Source organism: Pseudomonas sp. VA159-2 (genome assembly GCF_024126635.1).
GTDB classification, from domain to species: domain Bacteria; phylum Pseudomonadota; class Gammaproteobacteria; order Pseudomonadales; family Pseudomonadaceae; genus Aquipseudomonas; species Aquipseudomonas muyukensis.
In genome coordinates this window covers 100,919-117,437 of the sequence record NZ_JAMYBV010000009.1, presented here as the reverse complement: position 1 = coordinate 117,437, position 16,519 = coordinate 100,919, and the positions used below count along the sequence as shown (strand labels likewise).

Here is a 16,519-nt window from a genome sequence, read left to right as displayed (position 1 = left end):
GATGAAAAAGTTCTTCAGCCTGATCGCCACCCTGCTGGTGCTGGCCGCTGCCGTGGTGATCGGCCGCCAGTTATGGCTGCACTACATGACCACGCCGTGGACCCGTGACGGCCGGGTGCGCGCCGACATCATCAACGTCGCCGCCGATGTGCCGGGCTATGTGGTCGACGTGCCGGTGCTGGACAACCAGCGGGTGAAGAAGGGCGATGTGCTGATGCGCATCGACCCGGAGCACTACCAGCTGGCGGTGGAGCAGGCCAAGGCCCTGGTCGCCGCGCGCAAGGCCACCTGGGAGATGCGCAAGGCCAACGCCAAGCGCCGGGCCGACATGGACAACCTGGTGATCTCCAAGGAGAACCGCGACGATGCCAGCAACATCGCCAGCGCCGCGCTGGCCGACTACCAGCACGCCCAGGCGCAGTTGGCCGCGGCCGAGTTGAACCTCAAGCGCACGCAGATCGTCGCCACCGTCGATGGCTACGTGACCAACCTGAACATCCACCGCGGCGACTACGCGCGCACCGGCGAGGCGTTGATGGCGGTGGTGGACGAGCATTCGTTCTGGGTCTACGGCTTCTTCGAGGAGACCAAGCTGCCGCATGTGAAGGTGGGTAACCAGGCCGAGTTGCAGATGATGAGCGGCGAGCGTCTCAAGGGCCATGTGCAGAGCATCGCCCGGGGTATCTATGACCGTGACAACCCGCAGAGCCGCGAGCTGATCGCCGATGTCAACCCGACCTTCAACTGGGTGCGCCTGGCGCAGCGGGTGCCGGTGCGCATCCAGATCGACGAGGTGCCGGAGGGCTTCCTGCTGGCGGCCGGCACCACCTGCACCGTGGTGGTCACGCCAGATAGCGATTGACCTTGACTCGATCAGCCTAGGCCGGCCTTGCGGGCGAACAGCGCGTCGTCTGGTTCGCCAGCAAGGCTGACGCCTACGGTTTGGCGCCGTGGCTCAGCGGTGCATGAACTGCGGGGCGCGCTTCTCGGCGAAGGCGGCCATGCCTTCCTTCTGGTCGTCGATGGCGAAGGTGGAGTGGAACAACCGGCGTTCGACCCGCACGCCTTCGTTCAGGCTGGTTTCGAAGGCGTGGTTGACCGCCTCCTTGGCCATCATGGTCACCGGGCCGGAATAGCTGGCGATGCGCGCGGCGGCCTGCAGCGCCTCGTCGAGCAACGTGGCATCGCTGACCCGACGGCTGACCAGGCCGCAACGCTCGGCTTCCTCGGCGTCCATGGTGCGCCCGGTCAGCACCAGGTCCATGGCCTTGGCCTTGCCGATCGAGCGGGCCAGGCGCTGGCTGCCGCCGGCGCCGGGGATGGTGCCGATCTTGATTTCCGGCTGGCCGAACCGGGCGCTTTCGGCGGCGATGATCATGTCGCACATCAGCGCCAGCTCGCAGCCGCCGCCCAGGGCGTAACCGGCCACCGCGGCAATGGTGGGCTTGCGGAAACTCGCCAGGCGTTCCCAGTTCACCGTCACGAAGTCGCTGGTGTAGACCTCCATGTAGCTGCGGTCACGCATGGCCTTGATGTCGGCGCCGGCGGCGAACACCGTGTCGCCGCCGGTCAGCACCAGGGCACGCACGCTGCGATCCTGCTCCAGGCGCTCGAGCAGCCCGGCCAGTTCCTCCATCAGCTCGCTGCACAGCGCGTTGAGGGCCTCGGGGCGGCTCAGGCGAACCAGCGCGACGGCGCCGAACTGTTCCAGTTGCAGGTAGTCGAGTTTCATCGGTGTCGTCTCGCTTCAGTGGCGTGGGGGTTGGTGGCGGGCATCGACCAGCACCGGGCAGCCGGCTTCGTCGATGACCTTGCTGGCGATCGAAGGATCGAGCATGCGTTTGAGGCGTGACAGGTGGCGGTGGCCCATCACCACCAGGTCGCTGTTGCGGGCCTTGGCCACCTTGATGATGACCTCGGCCGGCTCGCCGACCTCCTGGCTGCCGGTGGTCGAGAAGCCCGCCTGGGTGAAGGCCTGGATGGCCTCTTGCACGATCTTGTCCGCGTGCAATTGCTCCTGGGCGGCGGCCGGGTATTCGGTCTGGTCGAAGCGGCTCAGGCGCTGGTCGAATTCCTCCAGGGCATAGGCGCTGTCGACCGCCAGCAACACATGCAGCAAGTGCTGCTCGGTGTCGCAGAAGCGTTTGACGGTGTCGAGGATGCCTAGGCTGCGCGGGGTGCCATCGATGGCGATCAGTACCGACCGGAACATGGTTACGGGTCCATTGGTTATGCAGAAGGCAGGTATTCTTGGGAATGCTTGCATCGGGGTAAATGGTGTGCGGCGCAATCACAAGTTGCGTCGTATGCAAAGGCAGGAAAACCGGCAAAGACTGGTAATATTGCAGCGGATTCACCGAAATTCTTGAATGGATGCTTACCATGCACTTTCCGGATATGAACTTGCTGGTCGCACTGGACGCCCTGCTCGACGAGGGCAGCGTGGTCGGGGCGGCACGCCGCATGAACCTCAGCCCGGCGGCCATGAGCCGCACCCTGACGCGGATCCGTCATGCCGTCGGCGACCCGATCCTGGTACGTGCCGGCCGCGGCCTGGTGCCCACGCCCAAGGCCATGGCCTTGCGCAGCCAGGTCCGCAGCGTGGTCGAGCAGGCCGGGCAGGTCTTCAGCTCCAGCGACGAGGTCGACCTGCCCACCCTGGAGCGCTCCTTCAACCTGCGCGCCAACGACGTGTTCATCGCGCCGTTCGCCACGCCGTTGCTGGAAACCATGCGCAAGCAGGCGCCGCGCACCGTGCTGCGCTTCGTCCCCGAAGGCGAGGGCGGCGACGAGGACGAAAGCCTGCGCGATGGGCGCCTGGACCTGTATATCAGCGCCACCCGCAACCTGGGCCCGGAGATCAAGGTGCAGAGCCTGTTCTCCACCACCTTCGTCGGCCTGGCGCGGGTCGACCATCCGATCTTCAACGACGAGATCACCCCGGAGCGCTTCGCCGCCTACGAGCAGATCAGCGTGTCGCGGCGGGGCCGCGCCACCGGGCCGATCGACCAGGCCCTGGCGGGCATGGGCCTGAGCCGGCGGGTGGCGTTGATCACGCCGAGCTTCCACTCGGCGATGTTCTCGCTGCCCGAATCGGACCTGCTGCTGCCGCTGCCGCAACATGTGTTGCTCAGTGTCGCCCGGCTGGGCTTGCCGCTGCGCTCGTTCCGCATTCCGATGGCGCTGGAATCGGTGGCCATCATGCAGGCCTGGCACCCGCGTTACGACAACGACCCGGCACACCGCTGGCTGCGCCAGACGCTCAAGGAATGTTGCAGCAAGCATTGAGTTCGGCGTGGGAGGTTTGGCGCCTGTGTGATCGAGCGCTACCTCCCCCTGTCGTACTTATGATTATGTGACTTCATAGTTGTGTTGCATGCAGCATAAAGCTGCGAATATGTCAGTTTTCGACAGCATTGTGCCTCCCTAGACTTGCCGGGTATCTACTTTTCCCGGAGTTCTAAAGCCATGCGTGCCTATCTGCCTCGTCCCGCCCCAGCCCGCGCCACCGGGGCCAGGCCATGACTTCGCTGGCCGCCACGGCTTCCGTGGCCGCCCCCGCGAGCGCCGCAGCGCCGGCACCGGCCAAGCCGGCCGCGCCACCGGCGTTCGGCCCGCGCATCGTGGTCGGCCTGGTCGGTGTGCTGCTGGCGGTGCTGTGCGCCGGCCTCAACGAGATGGTCACCAAGATGGCCCTGGCCGACATCCGTGGCGGCATGGGCATCGGCGCCGACGAAGGCTCGTGGCTGGTGGCGCTGTACTCGGCCACTTCGGTGTCGGCCATGGCCTTCGCGCCCTGGTGCTCGGTGACCTTTTCCCTGCGCCGTTTCACCCTGTGCGCCATCGGCGCCTTCGCCGTGCTTGGCCTGTTGTGCCCGTTCGCGCCCAACCAGGAAAGCCTGATGCTGCTGCGCACCCTGCAAGGCTTCGCCGGCGGCGCCTTGCCGCCGATGCTGATGAGCGTGGCGCTGCGTTTCCTGCCGCCGGGCATCAAGCTCTACGGCCTGGCCGGCTATGCCCTGACCGCCACTTTCGGCCCCAGCCTGGGCCTGCCACTGGCCGGCCTGTGGACCGAATACGTCGGCTGGCAGTGGGCCTTCTGGCAGATCATCGTGCCCTCGCTGCTGGCCATGGCCTGCGTGGCCTGGGGCCTGCCGCAGGACCCGCTGCGCCTGGAGCGTTTCAAGCAGTTCGACTGGCGCGGCCTGCTGCTGGGGCTGCCGGCGATCTGCTCGATCGTCATCGGCCTGTCCCAGGGCGACCGTTACGGCTGGTTCAACTCGCCGATGATCTGCTGGTTGCTGGGCGGTGGCCTGGCGCTGCTGGTGCTGTTCATGATCAACGAGTGGTCCCACCCGCTGCCGTTCTTCAAGTTGCAGATGCTCACCAACCGCAACCTCACCCATGCCCTGATCACCCTGGGCGGCGTGCTGGTGGTGCTGTCGGCGGTGATCATCATTCCGTCCAGCTTCCTCGCCCAGATCCAGGGCTACCGCCCGGCGCAGACGGGCCCGGTGATGCTGCTGGTGGCCTTGCCGCAGTTGCTGGCGCTGCCGCTGACCGCGGCGCTGTGCAACATCCGCGCGGTGGACTGCCGCTGGGTGCTGGCCATCGGCCTGGGCATGCTGGCGATCTCTTGCTTCGGCGGCACCTTCGTCACCTCGCAGTGGATCCGCGACAACTTCTACGTGTTGCAATTGTTCCAGATTTTCGGCCAGCCCATGGCGGTGATCCCGCTGCTGATGCTCGCCACCGGCGGCATGACCCCGCAGGACGGCCCGTTCGCCTCGGCCTGGTTCAACACCGTCAAGGGCCTGGCCTCGGTGGTCGCCGCCGGGGTGCTCGACGCGCTGACCACCAGCCGCCGGCATTTCCATTCGAACATGCTGGTGGACAACCTGGGCAACTCGCCGCTGGTCGACGGCAATGCCGCGGGCCTGGCCAAGCGTATTCACGAGCAGGCCGTGGTGCTGACCTCGGCTGACCTCTACCTGTGCATGGCGCTGCTGGCGCTGGCGCTGATCGTGCTGATTCCCTTCGTGCCTACCCGGATCTATCCACCGCGGGCGGTGGCATAGCGTTCTTGTTGAGAGAGAAAGACATCATGAGCATAAGCAAAAACCACAAACTGGCCTTGATTGCGGCGGCGGTCATCGTCGTTGGCGGCATCGCCTTCACGGCCTTGCCGTCGCTGTTCGGCGGCGGTGGCGTGCAATCGACCAACGACGCCTACGTGTCGGCGGACTACACCGTGGTGGCGCCGAAAGTGGCCGGCTTCATCACCCAGGTGCTGGTGGAAGACAACCAGCAGGTCAAGGCCGGGCAGACCCTGGCACGCATCGACGACCGCGATTTCCAGGCCGCCCTGGCGGCGGCCGAGGCCCAGGCGCAGATGTCCCGGGCACAGTTGCAGAACGCCAAGGCAACGTTGGAGCGCCAGGCCTCGCTGATCTCCCAGGCCGAGGCCGCAGTGGCTGCCGACAAGGCCGAACTGGCCTTCGCCAGCCATGAACTGACCCGCCACACGCGCCTGGCCGAGCAGGGTGCCGGCACCGTGCAGAACGCCCAGCAGGCGCGCAGCCGGGTCGACCAGGCCCAGGCGCGGCTGACCAACTCCAGCGCCGCCCTGGCGGCGGCGCGCAAGCAGACCGACATCCTCAGCGCGCAGCTGCAGGCCGCCGAGGCCGGGCGCAAGCATGCCGACGCGGCCCTGGACCGGGCACGCCTGGACCTGTCGTACACCACCATCGTCGCGCCCATCGACGGCATGGTCGGCGAGCGCGCGGTGCGCATCGGCTCCTATGTTCAGCCCGGGGCGAAGATGCTCTCGGTGGTGCCGTTGCAGCGCGCCTACGTGATCGGCAACTTCCGCGAAACCCAGCTGACCCACGTGCTGCCTGGCCAGCGCGTCGAGGTGAGCGTCGATACCTTCCCCGGCGAGCGCCTGCGCGGTGTGGTGCAGAGCGTCGCGCCGGCCACCGGCCTGACCTTCGCGGCGGTCAAGCCCGACAACGCCACCGGCAACTTCACCAAGGTGGTGCAGCGCATTCCGGTGAAGATCGTCTTCGACGCCGACCAGCCACTGTTGCAGCGCCTGCGCGTGGGCATGTCGGTGATCGCCGATATCGACACCGGCAGCGAAGGTGGCCAGGACGCCCGGGCCAAGCCCCACCAGGAGGTCAGCGCCCGATGAAGCTTGCACGTACCGGCACGCCCTTGCTGTTGGGCGCCACCCTGGCCTTGAGCGCCTGCACCCTCGGCCCGGACTTTCACAAGCCCGCCTCGAGCGCCCCGGCGGCCTGGCCGGCGTTGCAGGAAAAGGCCGCGCCCAGCCAGCCGCAGAGCACGCCGCTGGAGGCCCGCTGGTGGGAGACGTTCCATGATGCGCAACTCACGGCGCTAATCCAGCGCGCGGTAGAGCGCAACCTGGACCTGCAGATCGCCACCTCGCGCCTGCTGCAAAGCCGTGCGCTGCGCATGAGCATCGCCTCCGAGCAGTACCCGTCGGTGGACCTGGACGCCGGCTACAGCCGTGCGCGCAACAGCGCCGAAGGCCTCGCCGACCCGTCTGGCAAAAATGGCAAGTCGGCGTTCAACCTGTGGCAGGGCGACTTCGTCGCGGCCTGGGAGCTCGACCTGTGGGGCCGCGTGCGCCGTGAAGTGGAAGCGGCCGACGCCAGTGTCGAGGTCGCCGAAAACGATCGCCAGGGCGTGCTGTTGTCGCTGTTGGCAGAAACCGCCAGCACCTATATTCAGTTGCGCTCGGTGCAGAGCACCTTGGGCGTGGTGCGCGAGAACCTGGACGTGTCCCGCCACTCGCTGCGCCTGTCGCAGATGCGCCTGAGCGACGGCGTGGCGACCAACCTCGATGTCGCCCAGGCTGCCGCCCAGGTGGCCGCGGTCGAGGCGCGCCTGCCGACCCTCGAAGAGCGCCAGGCGCAGTTGATCAACGCCCTGAGCCTGCTGCTGGCCGAGCCGCCGCGCAGCTTGCAGCAAGAGCTGCTGACACCAGGCGAACTGCCACGCACCGCCCAGCGCTTCGCCATGGGCCTGCCGTCGGAGCTGGCCGAGCGCCGTCCCGACATCCGCCAGGCCGAGGCGCGGCTGCATGCGGCCACCGCCAGCATCGGCGTGGCCAAGGCCAACTTCTACCCCAGTATTCGCCTGTCTGGCAGCGCCGGCTTCCAGTCGATGCAGCTGTCCGACTTCGGCAACTGGGACGCGCGGCGCTTCGCCATCGGGCCACAGTTGAACCTGCCGATTTTCGAAGGCGGGCGCCTCAAGGGCGTGCTCGAACTGCGCGAGGCGCAGCAGCAGGAAGCGGCGCTGCAGTACCAGCAGACGGTGCTGCGGGCCTGGCACGAAGTGGACGATGTGTTGCGCCAGTACAACGCCAGCCAGTTGCGCCGCGACCTGCTCGAGGAAGCGGTGCGCCAGAGCCGGGTGGCCCTGGACAACGCCAAGCGCCAGTACGTGGAAGGCGCGGTGGACTTCCTCAACGTGTTGACGGTGCAGAGCGCGTTGCTGGCCAACCAGGAACAGTGGGTGGAAAGCAGCGCTGCCACGTCGTTGTCCATGGTCGGGCTGTACAAGTCCCTGGGCGGTGGCTGGCAATCGTTTGCGCCAGTGTTGCAAGCCAAGGTTGAACGCGATTGAAAGCCGCGGTCAAAGAGCCATGAGGCACGCCGCCAACAATGCTTGCGTTGTTGGCGGCGTGTCGTTTTTGGGAACAGATATCATCCAGAAAAAGGACGCAGGTATGAATATTTCCTTGCACGGCAAAAGTGCAATCGTCAGCGGTTCCACGGCCGGCATAGGGTTCGCCGTCGCTTTCGGCTTGGCCGAGGCGGGTGCGAATGTGGTGATCAACGGCCGCGATGAAGGCCGGGTCAAACGCGCCATCAAGAAAATCACCGACAAGCTGCCCGGCGCCAAGGTGTCCGGCGTGGTCGCCGACCTGGGTACGCTCGAGGGCGTGAAGAAGCTGATCGCCAAGGAGCCGGAAGCCGACATCCTGGTGAACAACCTGGGCATCTTCGAGCCCAAGGGCTTCTTCGAGATCAGCGACGAGGACTGGCAGCACTTCTTCGAGGTCAACGTGATGAGCGCGGTGCGCCTGTCGCGTCACTACGCCCAGGGCATGAAAGTGCGCAATTGGGGGCGGGTGCTGTTCATGTCCAGCGAGTCGGCGTTGCAGATCCCGACCGAGATGATCCACTACGGCACCACCAAGACCGCGTTGCTGGCGGTTTCCCGTGGGTTGGCCGAGACCCTGGCCGGTACCGGGGTGACGGTCAACGCCGTGCTGCCGGGGCCAACCCGTTCCGAAGGGGTGGGCGGTTACTTCGAGAAGATGGCCGACGAGGCCGGCAAGCCGGTGGAGGAACTGGAGGCCAGCTTCATCGCCGAGCACCGTTCCAGCTCGATCATCAAGCGCCTGGCCACGGTGGAAGAGGTGGCCAACCTGGTGGTCTACCTGGCTTCGCGCCAGGCCAGTGCCACCACCGGCGCGGCCATGCGCGTGGATGGCGGGGTGGTGCGCTCGATCGCCTGATGCAAAAAAAGCCCGGGCGGCCATGCCGTCCGGGCTTTGCTGGGGTCGCGATCACTGGTGAACACGGTGTTGCCTGGTTCGCCAGCAAGGCTGGCTCCTACAGGTTGGCATCTGTGTAGGAGCCGGCTTTGGGTCAATGCGCCAAGGTCGGCTGGCTCAGCGCCGGCAGCCCGTAGTCGAATTCGGCGAACAGCCGGGCGAAGCGCTTGAGCGACTCCGGCGCATCCATGCGCTCCATCACCACCTCGATGAACACCAGCGCGTCGCAGGCCTCGGCCTCGATCAGCGCCACCTCCAGCTGGTCCTCGGTGTGCACCGTGAAGTGCCGGGCGCGGTCGCGGGTGTCGAGCACCTTGGGCAGTTGCGCATAACGCCACGGGTTGATGTCGTTGTAGCTGGAGTTCTCGCCGAGGATCAGCCGCTCGATGGTGTAGCCATCGTTGTTGATCAGGAAGATGATCGGCTTGAGGTCATGGGCCAGCAGGGTCGACAGCTCCTGCACGGTCATCTGCAACGAACCGTCGCCGATGAACAGCATTTGCCGGCGCTGCGGCTGGGCCAGCAGGGTGCCGAGCAGGGCCGGCAGAGTGTAGCCGATCGAGCCCCAGATCGGCTGGGTCAGGTAGGTCACCCCCCGCGGCATGCGCAGGCCGTTGAGCCCGGCCGAGGAGGTGCCGCTCTCGGCGATGATCAACTCGTCGCCGCGAATCAGGTGGGCGATGCGCTGCCAGAAGCGTAGCTGGCTCAGCGGGTGCTCGGGCAGCGCGCGGAACGCCGCCGGGCCGCTGAACGGCGGGACCTGGCGCGCCACGGCCTGCATCACCGGCGGTTGCTGGACCAGGGTTTCCAGCACCTGGCGCATGCTCACCGCGTTGTAGTGCACCTTGGCCATCGACGCGGCGTAGGGCTGCAGCTGGATCAGCGCGCCGTCCTGGAATTTCTGCGAGAACAGCGCGGTGCTGACGTCGGTGAAGCGCGCGCCGATGCTCAGCACGCAGTCGGCCTGTTCGATCGCCTCGCGCACCGCCGGGGCGCTGCCGGCACCGGCGTAGGTGCCAAGGAACAGGTGGTGGGTCTCCGGCAGCATGGCCTTGGCCGGCGGCAGGTTGGCGAACGGCAGGTCGAGGCGCTCGATCAGCTCCAGCACCTGCTCGGTCAGGCCGAAACGTTCGACGTCGATGTCCACCAGTACCACCGGGCGACTGGCCTTGGCCAGGCGTTCGCGCAACTGGGTCACCACGTGCTGCAGTTGGCCCGGCTCGCTGCGGCTTTCGCAGCGTTGCAGCGGGGTGTCGGGCACCTCGATGTGCAGGTAGGCGAGGTCGGAGGGCAGTTGCAGGTACACCGGGCGGCGTTCGCGCAGGCAGGTCTGCAGCACCCGGTCGATCTCCTGCGCGGCGTTTTCCACGGTGATACGCGCCTGGGCCACGGTGAACTGGCGCACGGCAACCATGATGTTGTCGTAGTTGCCGTCGGCCAGGGTGTGGTGCATCAGCGCCCGGTCGATGATCGCGTGCAGCGGCGGCATGCCGGAGATCATGACCACCGGCACCCGCTCGGCATAGGCCCCGGCAATGCCGTTCAGGGCACTGAGGTCGCCCACGCCATAGGTGGTCAGCACCGCGCCGAAGCCTTGGGCGCGGGCGTAGCCGTCGGCGGCGTAGGCGGCGTTGAGCTCGTTGCAGTTGCCGATGAACTGCAGGTCCGGCATGACCTCGACCTGTTCGAGCAAGGTCAGGTTGTAGTCGCCGGGCACGCCGAACAGATGGCGGATACCGAATTCCTGCAGGCGACGCAGGAGAAAGTCGCCGATGGTCATGTCCATGTTGGAGTCAACCTCGTGAGTCCGTTGAGGAGGGATGGCGCGTCGTCAGCGTGTACCGCGCAGGTCGATGACCTTGCCGGCCTTGCCTTCGGAGCGCTTCAGGGAGTGGCAGGGGTTGAGCACGATGCGGGTGCTGATGCCGACATGCACCTTGATCCGGTGGCTGAGCTGCTGGCAGGCCGCCTGTTGTTCCTCGTTGCTCAGCCGGCTGTGCTCCGGGCGCAGCTCGACCTGGATGGTGAGGGCGTCGAGGTTGCCTTCGCGGCTGACGTGCAGTTCGTGCACGGGGCTGAAGATGAACAGGTTCAGCAGCTGTTCCTCGATCTGGCTGGGGAACACGTTGACCCCGCGGATGATCAGCATGTCGTCGCTGCGCCCGGTGATCTTGTCCAGGCGGCGCATGGCGCGGCCGTTGCCCGGCAGCAGGCGGGTCAGGTCGCGGGTGCGGTAGCGCACCATCGGCAGCGCTTCCTTGCTCAGGGTGGTCAGCACCAGTTCGCCGAACTCGCCCTCGGGCAGCACTTGGCCGGTCACCGGGTCGATGATCTCCGGGTAGAAGTGGTCTTCCCAGAGGGTCGGGCCGTCCTTGGTGTCCAGGTGCTCCATGGCCACGCCCGGGCCCATCACTTCCGACAGGCCGTAGATGTCCAGGGCCTGGATGCCCAGGCGCTGTTCCAGCTCGGCGCGCATCTGCTGGCCCCACGGCTCGGCGCCGAAGATCCCGACCCGCAGCGACAGCGCGCGCGGGTCCAGGCCCTGGCGCTCGATCTCTTCGGCGATGTTGAGCATGTACGACGGCGTGACCATGATGATGTCGGGCTGGAAGTCGCGGATCAGCTGGACCTGTTTCTCGGTCTGGCCGCCGGACATCGGGATCACCGTGCAGCCAAGCTTCTCGGCGCCGTAGTGCGCGCCCAGGCCGCCGGTGAACAGGCCGTAGCCGTAGGCGATGTGGATCCGGTCGCCGCGCTGGCCACCGGCGGCGCGGATCGAACGGGCCACCAGCGACGACCAGACATCGATGTCATGCCGGGTGTAGCCGACCACGGTGGGCTTGCCGGTGGTGCCGCTGGAGGCGTGCAGGCGCACCACCTGGTCCATGGGCACGGCGAACAGGCCGAACGGGTAGTGTTCGCGCAGTTCGGCCTTGCTAGTCAGGGGGAAACGGGCCAGGTCCTCCAGCTGGGTCATGTCCTGTGGGTGCACCCCCAGGGCCTGGAACTGCTCGCGGTACCAGGGCACGTTGGCGTAGGCATGTTCCAGGGTGACACGCAGGCGCTGCAGCTGGTGGGCGCGCAGGGCGTCGACGCTGGCTTGTTCGAAACGATCGTCGACCGGGTCGGCGAAGGCGGTGGACGTTGTGCTGTGCAAGGGCATCGATGGGATGGGCATCGGATCTGCTCTCTTTGTGTAGGGCGCAATGGAAGGCAGGCAAAGCCCCACTGCCGGCTCACCCCAGGCCGACCCCGAAGGGTTGGCCTGGCGTGCCGGCAGGGCATGGCAGGGCTTGCGAGCTGCGGGCTCGACCGTTCAGACGGCCTGTGTCAGGCGCAGCAGCTGGTTGAAGATGTTCTTCTGGTGCATCTCTTCGGTGCCGCCGACGCTGGCGAAGCCCAGGGCATCCTTGACCAGGTTGGCGACGTCGCCTTCGTGGTAGCCCAGGCTGCCGTACAGCTTGAGCAGGCTGATGGCGCTGTTGATGAAGTCCTGCGCGGCGCCGAGCTTGGCGATCGAGCAGTTCATCAGGGCCTGGGGCTGGTCGTTGAGCAACTGGTCGAGGGCGGCATAGGCCATCCAGCGGTTGCGTTCGATGCCCATGGCCAGGTCCACCAGGCGCTTCTGCACGTACTGGTGGTTGTCGATGGTGCTGTTGAAGCTTTCGCGCTTGGCCGCGTACTGCATGGCTTCGGCGAGGAACGGGGTAGGCAGGTTGGCCGCCACCAGGCCGTAGTACAGGCGGCCCAGGGAGATGATCTTGATCAGCTGCTGCAGGCCGCGGCCTGGCTCGCCGAGCACCTGGGCAGTCGGCACGTGCAGGTTGTCGAAGTGCAGCGGGCCGGTCGGCAGGTGCTTGTTGCCGAGCTTGTCGTCAGGCTGGCCGCGGGTCAGGCCCGGGGTGTCCTTGTCGATCATCACCAGGGCGATATTGGCCTTGGCGTCGGTGTCCAGCTTGGTGACGATCAGCATGAAGTCGGCCACGGGGGCGTGGGCGATGTTGAACTTGCTGCCGTTGAGGCGGTAGCCGCCATCGACCGGGGTCAGCAGGCTGTGGATGCTGCGCACGTCGGTGCCGGTGCCAGGTTCGGCGATGCCGGTGGCGCTCAGCGCGCCATTGAGGATCGCGGTGAGGTAGCGATCTTTCTGCTCGTCGTTGCCGTACAGCATCAGGGCACGGACCATGCCGGCCTGGGCGATCACCGAGAGCAGCAGCTCAGGGGTGCGGATCGACGAGGCCAGGCCTTCGAGGGCGGCGGTGAAGCCCCACCAGTCCTCGCCCAGGCCACCGTGGCTGGCGGGGATGACCAATTGCCAGAGGCCGGCATCGCACAGGCGTTGCCAGCCGTAATGGTCGAAACCCGGTTCGGCGCTGCGGCGGGCGTGTGCCAGCTCGGCGCCGATGGCCCGGTATTTCACCAGCAGTTCATGCTGCTGGGGCGTCCAGGAAAAATTCATCGCGAGAGTTCCTTTGCAGTCTGCTCGCCGGCCGCCAGGCGCCCGGCGAAACCATCATCCCTGAGCCCGGGCTCAGCCTTCCTGGAATGCCAGGACCTGGTCCTTGAACGCTTGCGGGACCGGCACGGTGGCTTGTTTGTCGTAGTCGAACATCACGTGGTACGACTTGGCCTTGGCGACGATTTCCTTGCTGTCGTCCGAGCGGCGCATGATGTGCTCGATCTCGAAGCTCTTGGTGCCGAACTTGACCACCGAGCTGGTGACTACCAGGGTTTCGCCGTACATGGCCTGGGCCACGTAGTCGCACTCGCTGCGCACCATGATGTGCGGCAGTTTTTCGCGCTTTGGCAGTTTCAGCAGGTCGTGCATGTAGCAGAGGTAGGCGTGCTGCATGTAGTCGTAGTAAATCGGGCTGCTGACATGGCCCATGGAGTCGGTGTCGCGGTATTTGATTTCAATGACGGTGTCGAAACCCTTGGTGCTCATTATGAACGTCCTTTTATATGAGGGTGGAGAGAGGAATGTCATTATCTTGAAACTTTTTTGTCTCATGTCAGTGCGCTTGAAGTGCGACTGAAATATAAAGTTTCAAAGTGGTTTTAATCCTAAGCAGCTTGTCCAACGATAGCTACTCGCATTCTTATAACTGACTATTGCGCTCTGTTATGTACAAGCTGTGGGCCACGAAATACGCGGTCTTGCTAGGTTTTTTCGACGCTCTTGGCGGCGTTGGGAGGCGCGGGGGCGATCGCTCGCAGGGAAATTAAAATTGAACTGGGAAAAGCTCGCGTTTTGCCGGTAACGACGAACGCCATGACTGTTTATTTAGCCGGGCTGGAGAACGCGAGTTTATTTGCGATGGGTGGGGGCTTGCGCCCCGTTATTACGCTTTTCTGAATGCGAGTAGTTGAGTTGTATACATTCTTTTAGCATGTCGAAGAGCGTGCCCTGTGCTGAATGGGCACTGTTGTCGCAAGGAGTACTTTCGATATGTTGGAACGAACCAAGGTGGCGGTGGTGACCGGTGCCGCCAGCGGCATTGGCGCGGCGACAGCCCGCCTGCTGGCCGCTGAAGGCTACCGGGTAGCCTGCCTGGACCTGAATGGCCACGGCCTGGCCGCAACCCTCGACGCCATCGGCGCGGCGCATCGGCCGTATTGCCTGGATCTGTGCGACGAGCAGGCGGTGGCGCAGGTGTTCAGCGAGATCGAAGGCGCGTTCGGCCAGGTCGATGCCCTGGCCACCTGCGCCGGCGTGGTCGATACCAGCGCTTTCGACGCCTTGAGCGTGGCACGCCTGCGTCAACTGCTGGACATCAACCTGATCGGCACCTTCAGTGTGGTCCAGCAGGCTGTGCGGCTGATGCCCCACGGCGGGCGCATCTGCACCGTGGCCAGTGTCGCCGGCATTCGCGGTGGCGGCCTGGCCGGCACCTTGGGCTATGCCACCAGCAAGGGCGCGGTGATCACCCTGAGCAAGGGCCTGGCCCGAGAGCTGGGCCCGCGCGGCATCAATGTCAACTGCGTGGCCCCGGCGGTGATCCGCACGCCGATGCTCGACGACACCACCCGGGTCGCCGGCAAGCTCGAGCAACTGCATGGCATGACCGCTTTGCGTCGCGAGGGCAGTGCCGAGGAGGCCGCCGAGGTGATCGCCTGGCTGTTGTCGGGCAAGGCCTCGTTCGTCAGTGGCACCACCATTGCCGTCGACGGCGGCTTGGCGATGCTCTAGCGCCCTGGCGCGCTTTCTTTTTTCCCCTTCACTACAGGACGTCTACATGGCTGTTTCCAAGGACAATCCCCTGGCGCTTTGCCGCACCTTCCTCTTCATTCCCGGCGCCGACGAGGCGGCATTGCTCGACGCGCTGAACGGTGACGGCGACGTGCTGGTCCAGGAGCTGGAAGATTTCACCCCGCCCGAGCGGCGGGCCGAGGCGCGGCAACTGGCCGCGCGGGTCATGCAGCACTGGCGCGAATGCGGGCGCATCAGCTCGGTGCGCATCAACCCGTTCGAGACCTGCGGCCTGGAGGACCTCGAGGCGGTGATGGCGGCGCGCCCGCAAGTGGTGATGATGTCCAAGGTCGAGTCGCGCGAGCAGATGGCCCTGCTGGACTGGCACATCACTCGCCTGGAAGGGCAGTACGGCATCGCCGCGGGTTCCACGCTGATCGTGCCGAATATCGAGACCGCGCTGGGTGTGGTCCGGGCTATCGACATCGCCCACTCGACCCCGCGCATCAAGGCGATGCTGGTGGCCACCGAGGACATGGTCGCCGACCTGGGCGCCGGTCGCAGCCGCGCCGGAACCGAGCTGTTCTACCCGCGTTCGCGCTTTCTGCTCGAATGCGCGGCGGCGGGCGTGCTGGCGATCGACTCGCCGTATACCTTCGCCGACGACGAAGGCGCCGAGGCGGACATGCAGTTCGCCCGCTCCATCGGCTACCAGGCCAAGGGTGTGGTCAACCCGGCGCACGTCGCCGTGGCCAACCGCTACCTGACCCCGACCGCGGCCGAGGCCGAGCTGGCGCAGCGCCAGATCGACGCCTTCGAACACGCTACCCGTTCGGGCAGCGTGCGCGCCGAGGTCGATGGCCTGGTGGTCGAGGTGCCTAGCTACCTGCAGTCGCGCCGTTTGCTCGAGCGCTACCAGCAACTGCTGCAGGTTCAGGCATCACGCGGCGCCCAGGTGTGAGTGGCTGACGATGCCGCTGGCCAGGTAACCGGCCTGGCCGAAGCTGCTGTGCGGACTGGCGCACAGCAGCCCGGTCACCGAGCAGCAGATCGCCTCTTCGATACCGGCCTGGCTGATCTGCGGTGCTTCCAGGGTGTAGGCCTTGACCATCGAGGTGATCATCTGCGCGGTCAGCCACGCGGCTGATTGCAGGTTGCCGTGGGCCAGCCGGTGGCGCCAGCGTTGCAGCAGGCATTCCATCGAATGGGTGATGCGTGCCTGGTGCTCGCCGCTGCCGTTGCTGAGGAAGGCGAAGTCCTTGTCCAGCATGCGGTGCAGCTCGGGCTCCTGCAGGTGCAGTTGCAGCAAGCCGCGTACCAGCAGGGTGATGTGGCTGGGCAGGTCGGCCACGTCCTGGCGGCCGGCGACGTCGAGGATGATCTGGTTCACCGCCTGGGCGTGGCGCTCGTACAGGGCGGCGATCAGGGCATCCTTGTTGGGGAAATACTGGTAGACCGAACCGACACTGACGCCGGCGCGTTCGGCCACCAGGTTGGTGTTGGTTCCCGCATAGCCATGCTTGACCACCACCGTGGCGGTGGTCTTCAGGATGGTCTCGACCATCATCCTGGAGCGGGCTTGCGTGGGGACTTTGCGAGGAAGTTGAGCGTGTTTCACGAATGACTCCAGAGTTTACCTGTATGCATTTGTGAGAAAGACTGCCAGCCAGACCATGGGGCTCCGATCCTGGAGGTTTCTCCCTGATTGCCTTTGAGCCGGCAGTGTCTCTCCCCCG

Annotated in this window: 15 protein-coding genes; 8 read left to right on the top strand and 7 right to left on the bottom strand. The window is 65.8% G+C overall.

Annotated elements, in window-relative coordinates; all coding sequences use genetic code 11:
• Nucleotide 1 precedes the first annotated feature (1 nt).
• Nucleotides 2-862 (top strand): HlyD family secretion protein, encoded by an 861-nt coding sequence (locus NJG22_RS11295; RefSeq protein WP_253094581.1) that lies wholly within the window; start codon nucleotides 2-4, stop codon nucleotides 860-862.
• A 93-nt stretch (nucleotides 863-955) separates the two neighbouring features.
• Here NJG22_RS11295 and NJG22_RS11290 read toward each other — a convergent pair whose 3' ends face one another.
• Nucleotides 956-1,732, bottom strand: a complete 777-nt coding sequence (locus tag NJG22_RS11290) for an enoyl-CoA hydratase (protein ID WP_253094580.1) — start codon at nucleotides 1,730-1,732, stop codon at nucleotides 956-958.
• A 15-nt stretch (nucleotides 1,733-1,747) separates the two neighbouring features.
• On the bottom strand, nucleotides 1,748-2,212 hold the full coding sequence (locus NJG22_RS11285) for a universal stress protein (protein WP_217852906.1): 465 nt from the start codon (nucleotides 2,210-2,212) through the stop codon (nucleotides 1,748-1,750).
• Between the two features lie 170 nt (nucleotides 2,213-2,382).
• On the opposite strand from NJG22_RS11285, the gene NJG22_RS11280 reads away from it, so the two are divergent.
• From NJG22_RS11280 to NJG22_RS11260, 5 genes are all read left to right on the top strand, one after another.
• The gene (locus NJG22_RS11280) at nucleotides 2,383-3,288 is read left to right on the top strand and encodes a LysR family transcriptional regulator (RefSeq protein WP_134691164.1); all 906 of its coding nucleotides are present in this window, start codon (nucleotides 2,383-2,385) and stop codon (nucleotides 3,286-3,288) included.
• Nucleotides 3,289-3,521: 233 nt separating this feature from the next.
• Nucleotides 3,522-5,078: an MFS transporter gene (locus tag NJG22_RS11275; RefSeq protein ID WP_253094579.1), complete on the top strand. Its 1,557-nt coding sequence runs from the start codon at nucleotides 3,522-3,524 to the stop codon at nucleotides 5,076-5,078.
• A gap of 26 nt (nucleotides 5,079-5,104) precedes the next feature.
• Nucleotides 5,105-6,193 carry an HlyD family secretion protein gene (locus NJG22_RS11270; RefSeq protein ID WP_253094578.1) on the top strand — a complete coding sequence of 363 codons (1,089 nt, stop codon included), beginning with the start codon at nucleotides 5,105-5,107 and terminating at the stop codon, nucleotides 6,191-6,193.
• Nucleotides 6,190-7,656 (top strand): efflux transporter outer membrane subunit, encoded by a 1,467-nt coding sequence (locus NJG22_RS11265; protein ID WP_217852912.1) that lies wholly within the window; start codon nucleotides 6,190-6,192, stop codon nucleotides 7,654-7,656. The genes NJG22_RS11270 and NJG22_RS11265 overlap by 4 nt, the downstream gene beginning before the upstream one ends.
• A gap of 103 nt (nucleotides 7,657-7,759) precedes the next feature.
• The gene (locus NJG22_RS11260; protein WP_253094577.1) at nucleotides 7,760-8,554 is read left to right on the top strand and encodes an SDR family oxidoreductase; all 795 of its coding nucleotides are present in this window, start codon (nucleotides 7,760-7,762) and stop codon (nucleotides 8,552-8,554) included.
• A 133-nt stretch (nucleotides 8,555-8,687) separates the two neighbouring features.
• Here the strand turns inward: NJG22_RS11260 and NJG22_RS11255 are convergent, their stop codons facing one another.
• From NJG22_RS11255 to NJG22_RS11240, 4 genes are all read right to left on the bottom strand, one after another.
• Nucleotides 8,688-10,379 (bottom strand): thiamine pyrophosphate-binding protein, encoded by a 1,692-nt coding sequence (locus NJG22_RS11255; RefSeq protein ID WP_253094576.1) that lies wholly within the window; start codon nucleotides 10,377-10,379, stop codon nucleotides 8,688-8,690.
• A gap of 45 nt (nucleotides 10,380-10,424) precedes the next feature.
• On the bottom strand, nucleotides 10,425-11,756 hold the full coding sequence (gene paaK, locus NJG22_RS11250; protein WP_253094736.1) for a phenylacetate--CoA ligase PaaK: 1,332 nt from the start codon (nucleotides 11,754-11,756) through the stop codon (nucleotides 10,425-10,427).
• A gap of 153 nt (nucleotides 11,757-11,909) precedes the next feature.
• Nucleotides 11,910-13,052, bottom strand: a complete 1,143-nt coding sequence (locus NJG22_RS11245) for an acyl-CoA dehydrogenase family protein (RefSeq protein ID WP_253094575.1) — start codon at nucleotides 13,050-13,052, stop codon at nucleotides 11,910-11,912.
• Nucleotides 13,053-13,124: 72 nt separating this feature from the next.
• Entirely contained in the window at nucleotides 13,125-13,538 is a 414-nt protein-coding gene (locus NJG22_RS11240) for an acyl-CoA thioesterase (RefSeq protein ID WP_253094574.1), read from the bottom strand.
• Nucleotides 13,539-14,042: 504 nt separating this feature from the next.
• Between NJG22_RS11240 and NJG22_RS11235 the strand changes: the two genes are divergently transcribed.
• On the top strand, nucleotides 14,043-14,783 hold the full coding sequence (locus NJG22_RS11235) for an SDR family NAD(P)-dependent oxidoreductase (protein ID WP_253094572.1): 741 nt from the start codon (nucleotides 14,043-14,045) through the stop codon (nucleotides 14,781-14,783).
• A gap of 46 nt (nucleotides 14,784-14,829) precedes the next feature.
• Entirely contained in the window at nucleotides 14,830-15,744 is a 915-nt protein-coding gene (locus tag NJG22_RS11230) for a CoA ester lyase (RefSeq protein ID WP_217852921.1), read from the top strand.
• Here NJG22_RS11230 and NJG22_RS11225 read toward each other — a convergent pair.
• Complete coding sequence (locus NJG22_RS11225; RefSeq protein WP_253094570.1) at nucleotides 15,724-16,401, bottom strand: TetR/AcrR family transcriptional regulator; 678 nt, start codon at nucleotides 16,399-16,401, stop codon at nucleotides 15,724-15,726. The genes NJG22_RS11230 and NJG22_RS11225 overlap by 21 nt on opposite strands.
• Nucleotides 16,402-16,519: the final 118 nt, after the last annotated feature.

What these genes read in the sequence shown, in the direction of transcription:
- NJG22_RS11260 (WP_253094577.1), top strand. Translation starts at nt 7,760, where the DNA reads ATGAATATTTCCTTGCACGGCAAAAGTGCAATCGTCAGCGGTTCCACG.
- NJG22_RS11290 (WP_253094580.1), bottom strand. Translation starts at nt 1,732, where the DNA reads ATGAAACTCGACTACCTGCAACTGGAACAGTTCGGCGCCGTCGCGCTG.
- paaK (WP_253094736.1), bottom strand. Translation starts at nt 11,756, where the DNA reads ATGCCCTTGCACAGCACAACGTCCACCGCCTTCGCCGACCCGGTCGAC.
- NJG22_RS11235 (WP_253094572.1), top strand. Translation starts at nt 14,043, where the DNA reads ATGTTGGAACGAACCAAGGTGGCGGTGGTGACCGGTGCCGCCAGCGGC.
- NJG22_RS11245 (WP_253094575.1), bottom strand. Translation starts at nt 13,052, where the DNA reads ATGAATTTTTCCTGGACGCCCCAGCAGCATGAACTGCTGGTGAAATAC.
- NJG22_RS11295 (WP_253094581.1), top strand. Translation starts at nt 2, where the DNA reads ATGAAAAAGTTCTTCAGCCTGATCGCCACCCTGCTGGTGCTGGCCGCT.
- NJG22_RS11230 (WP_217852921.1), top strand. Translation starts at nt 14,830, where the DNA reads ATGGCTGTTTCCAAGGACAATCCCCTGGCGCTTTGCCGCACCTTCCTC.
- NJG22_RS11240 (WP_253094574.1), bottom strand. Translation starts at nt 13,538, where the DNA reads ATGAGCACCAAGGGTTTCGACACCGTCATTGAAATCAAATACCGCGAC.
- NJG22_RS11265 (WP_217852912.1), top strand. Translation starts at nt 6,190, where the DNA reads ATGAAGCTTGCACGTACCGGCACGCCCTTGCTGTTGGGCGCCACCCTG.
- NJG22_RS11285 (WP_217852906.1), bottom strand. Translation starts at nt 2,212, where the DNA reads ATGTTCCGGTCGGTACTGATCGCCATCGATGGCACCCCGCGCAGCCTA.
- NJG22_RS11280 (WP_134691164.1), top strand. Translation starts at nt 2,383, where the DNA reads ATGCACTTTCCGGATATGAACTTGCTGGTCGCACTGGACGCCCTGCTC.
- NJG22_RS11255 (WP_253094576.1), bottom strand. Translation starts at nt 10,379, where the DNA reads ATGGACATGACCATCGGCGACTTTCTCCTGCGTCGCCTGCAGGAATTC.
- NJG22_RS11275 (WP_253094579.1), top strand. Translation starts at nt 3,522, where the DNA reads ATGACTTCGCTGGCCGCCACGGCTTCCGTGGCCGCCCCCGCGAGCGCC.
- NJG22_RS11270 (WP_253094578.1), top strand. Translation starts at nt 5,105, where the DNA reads ATGAGCATAAGCAAAAACCACAAACTGGCCTTGATTGCGGCGGCGGTC.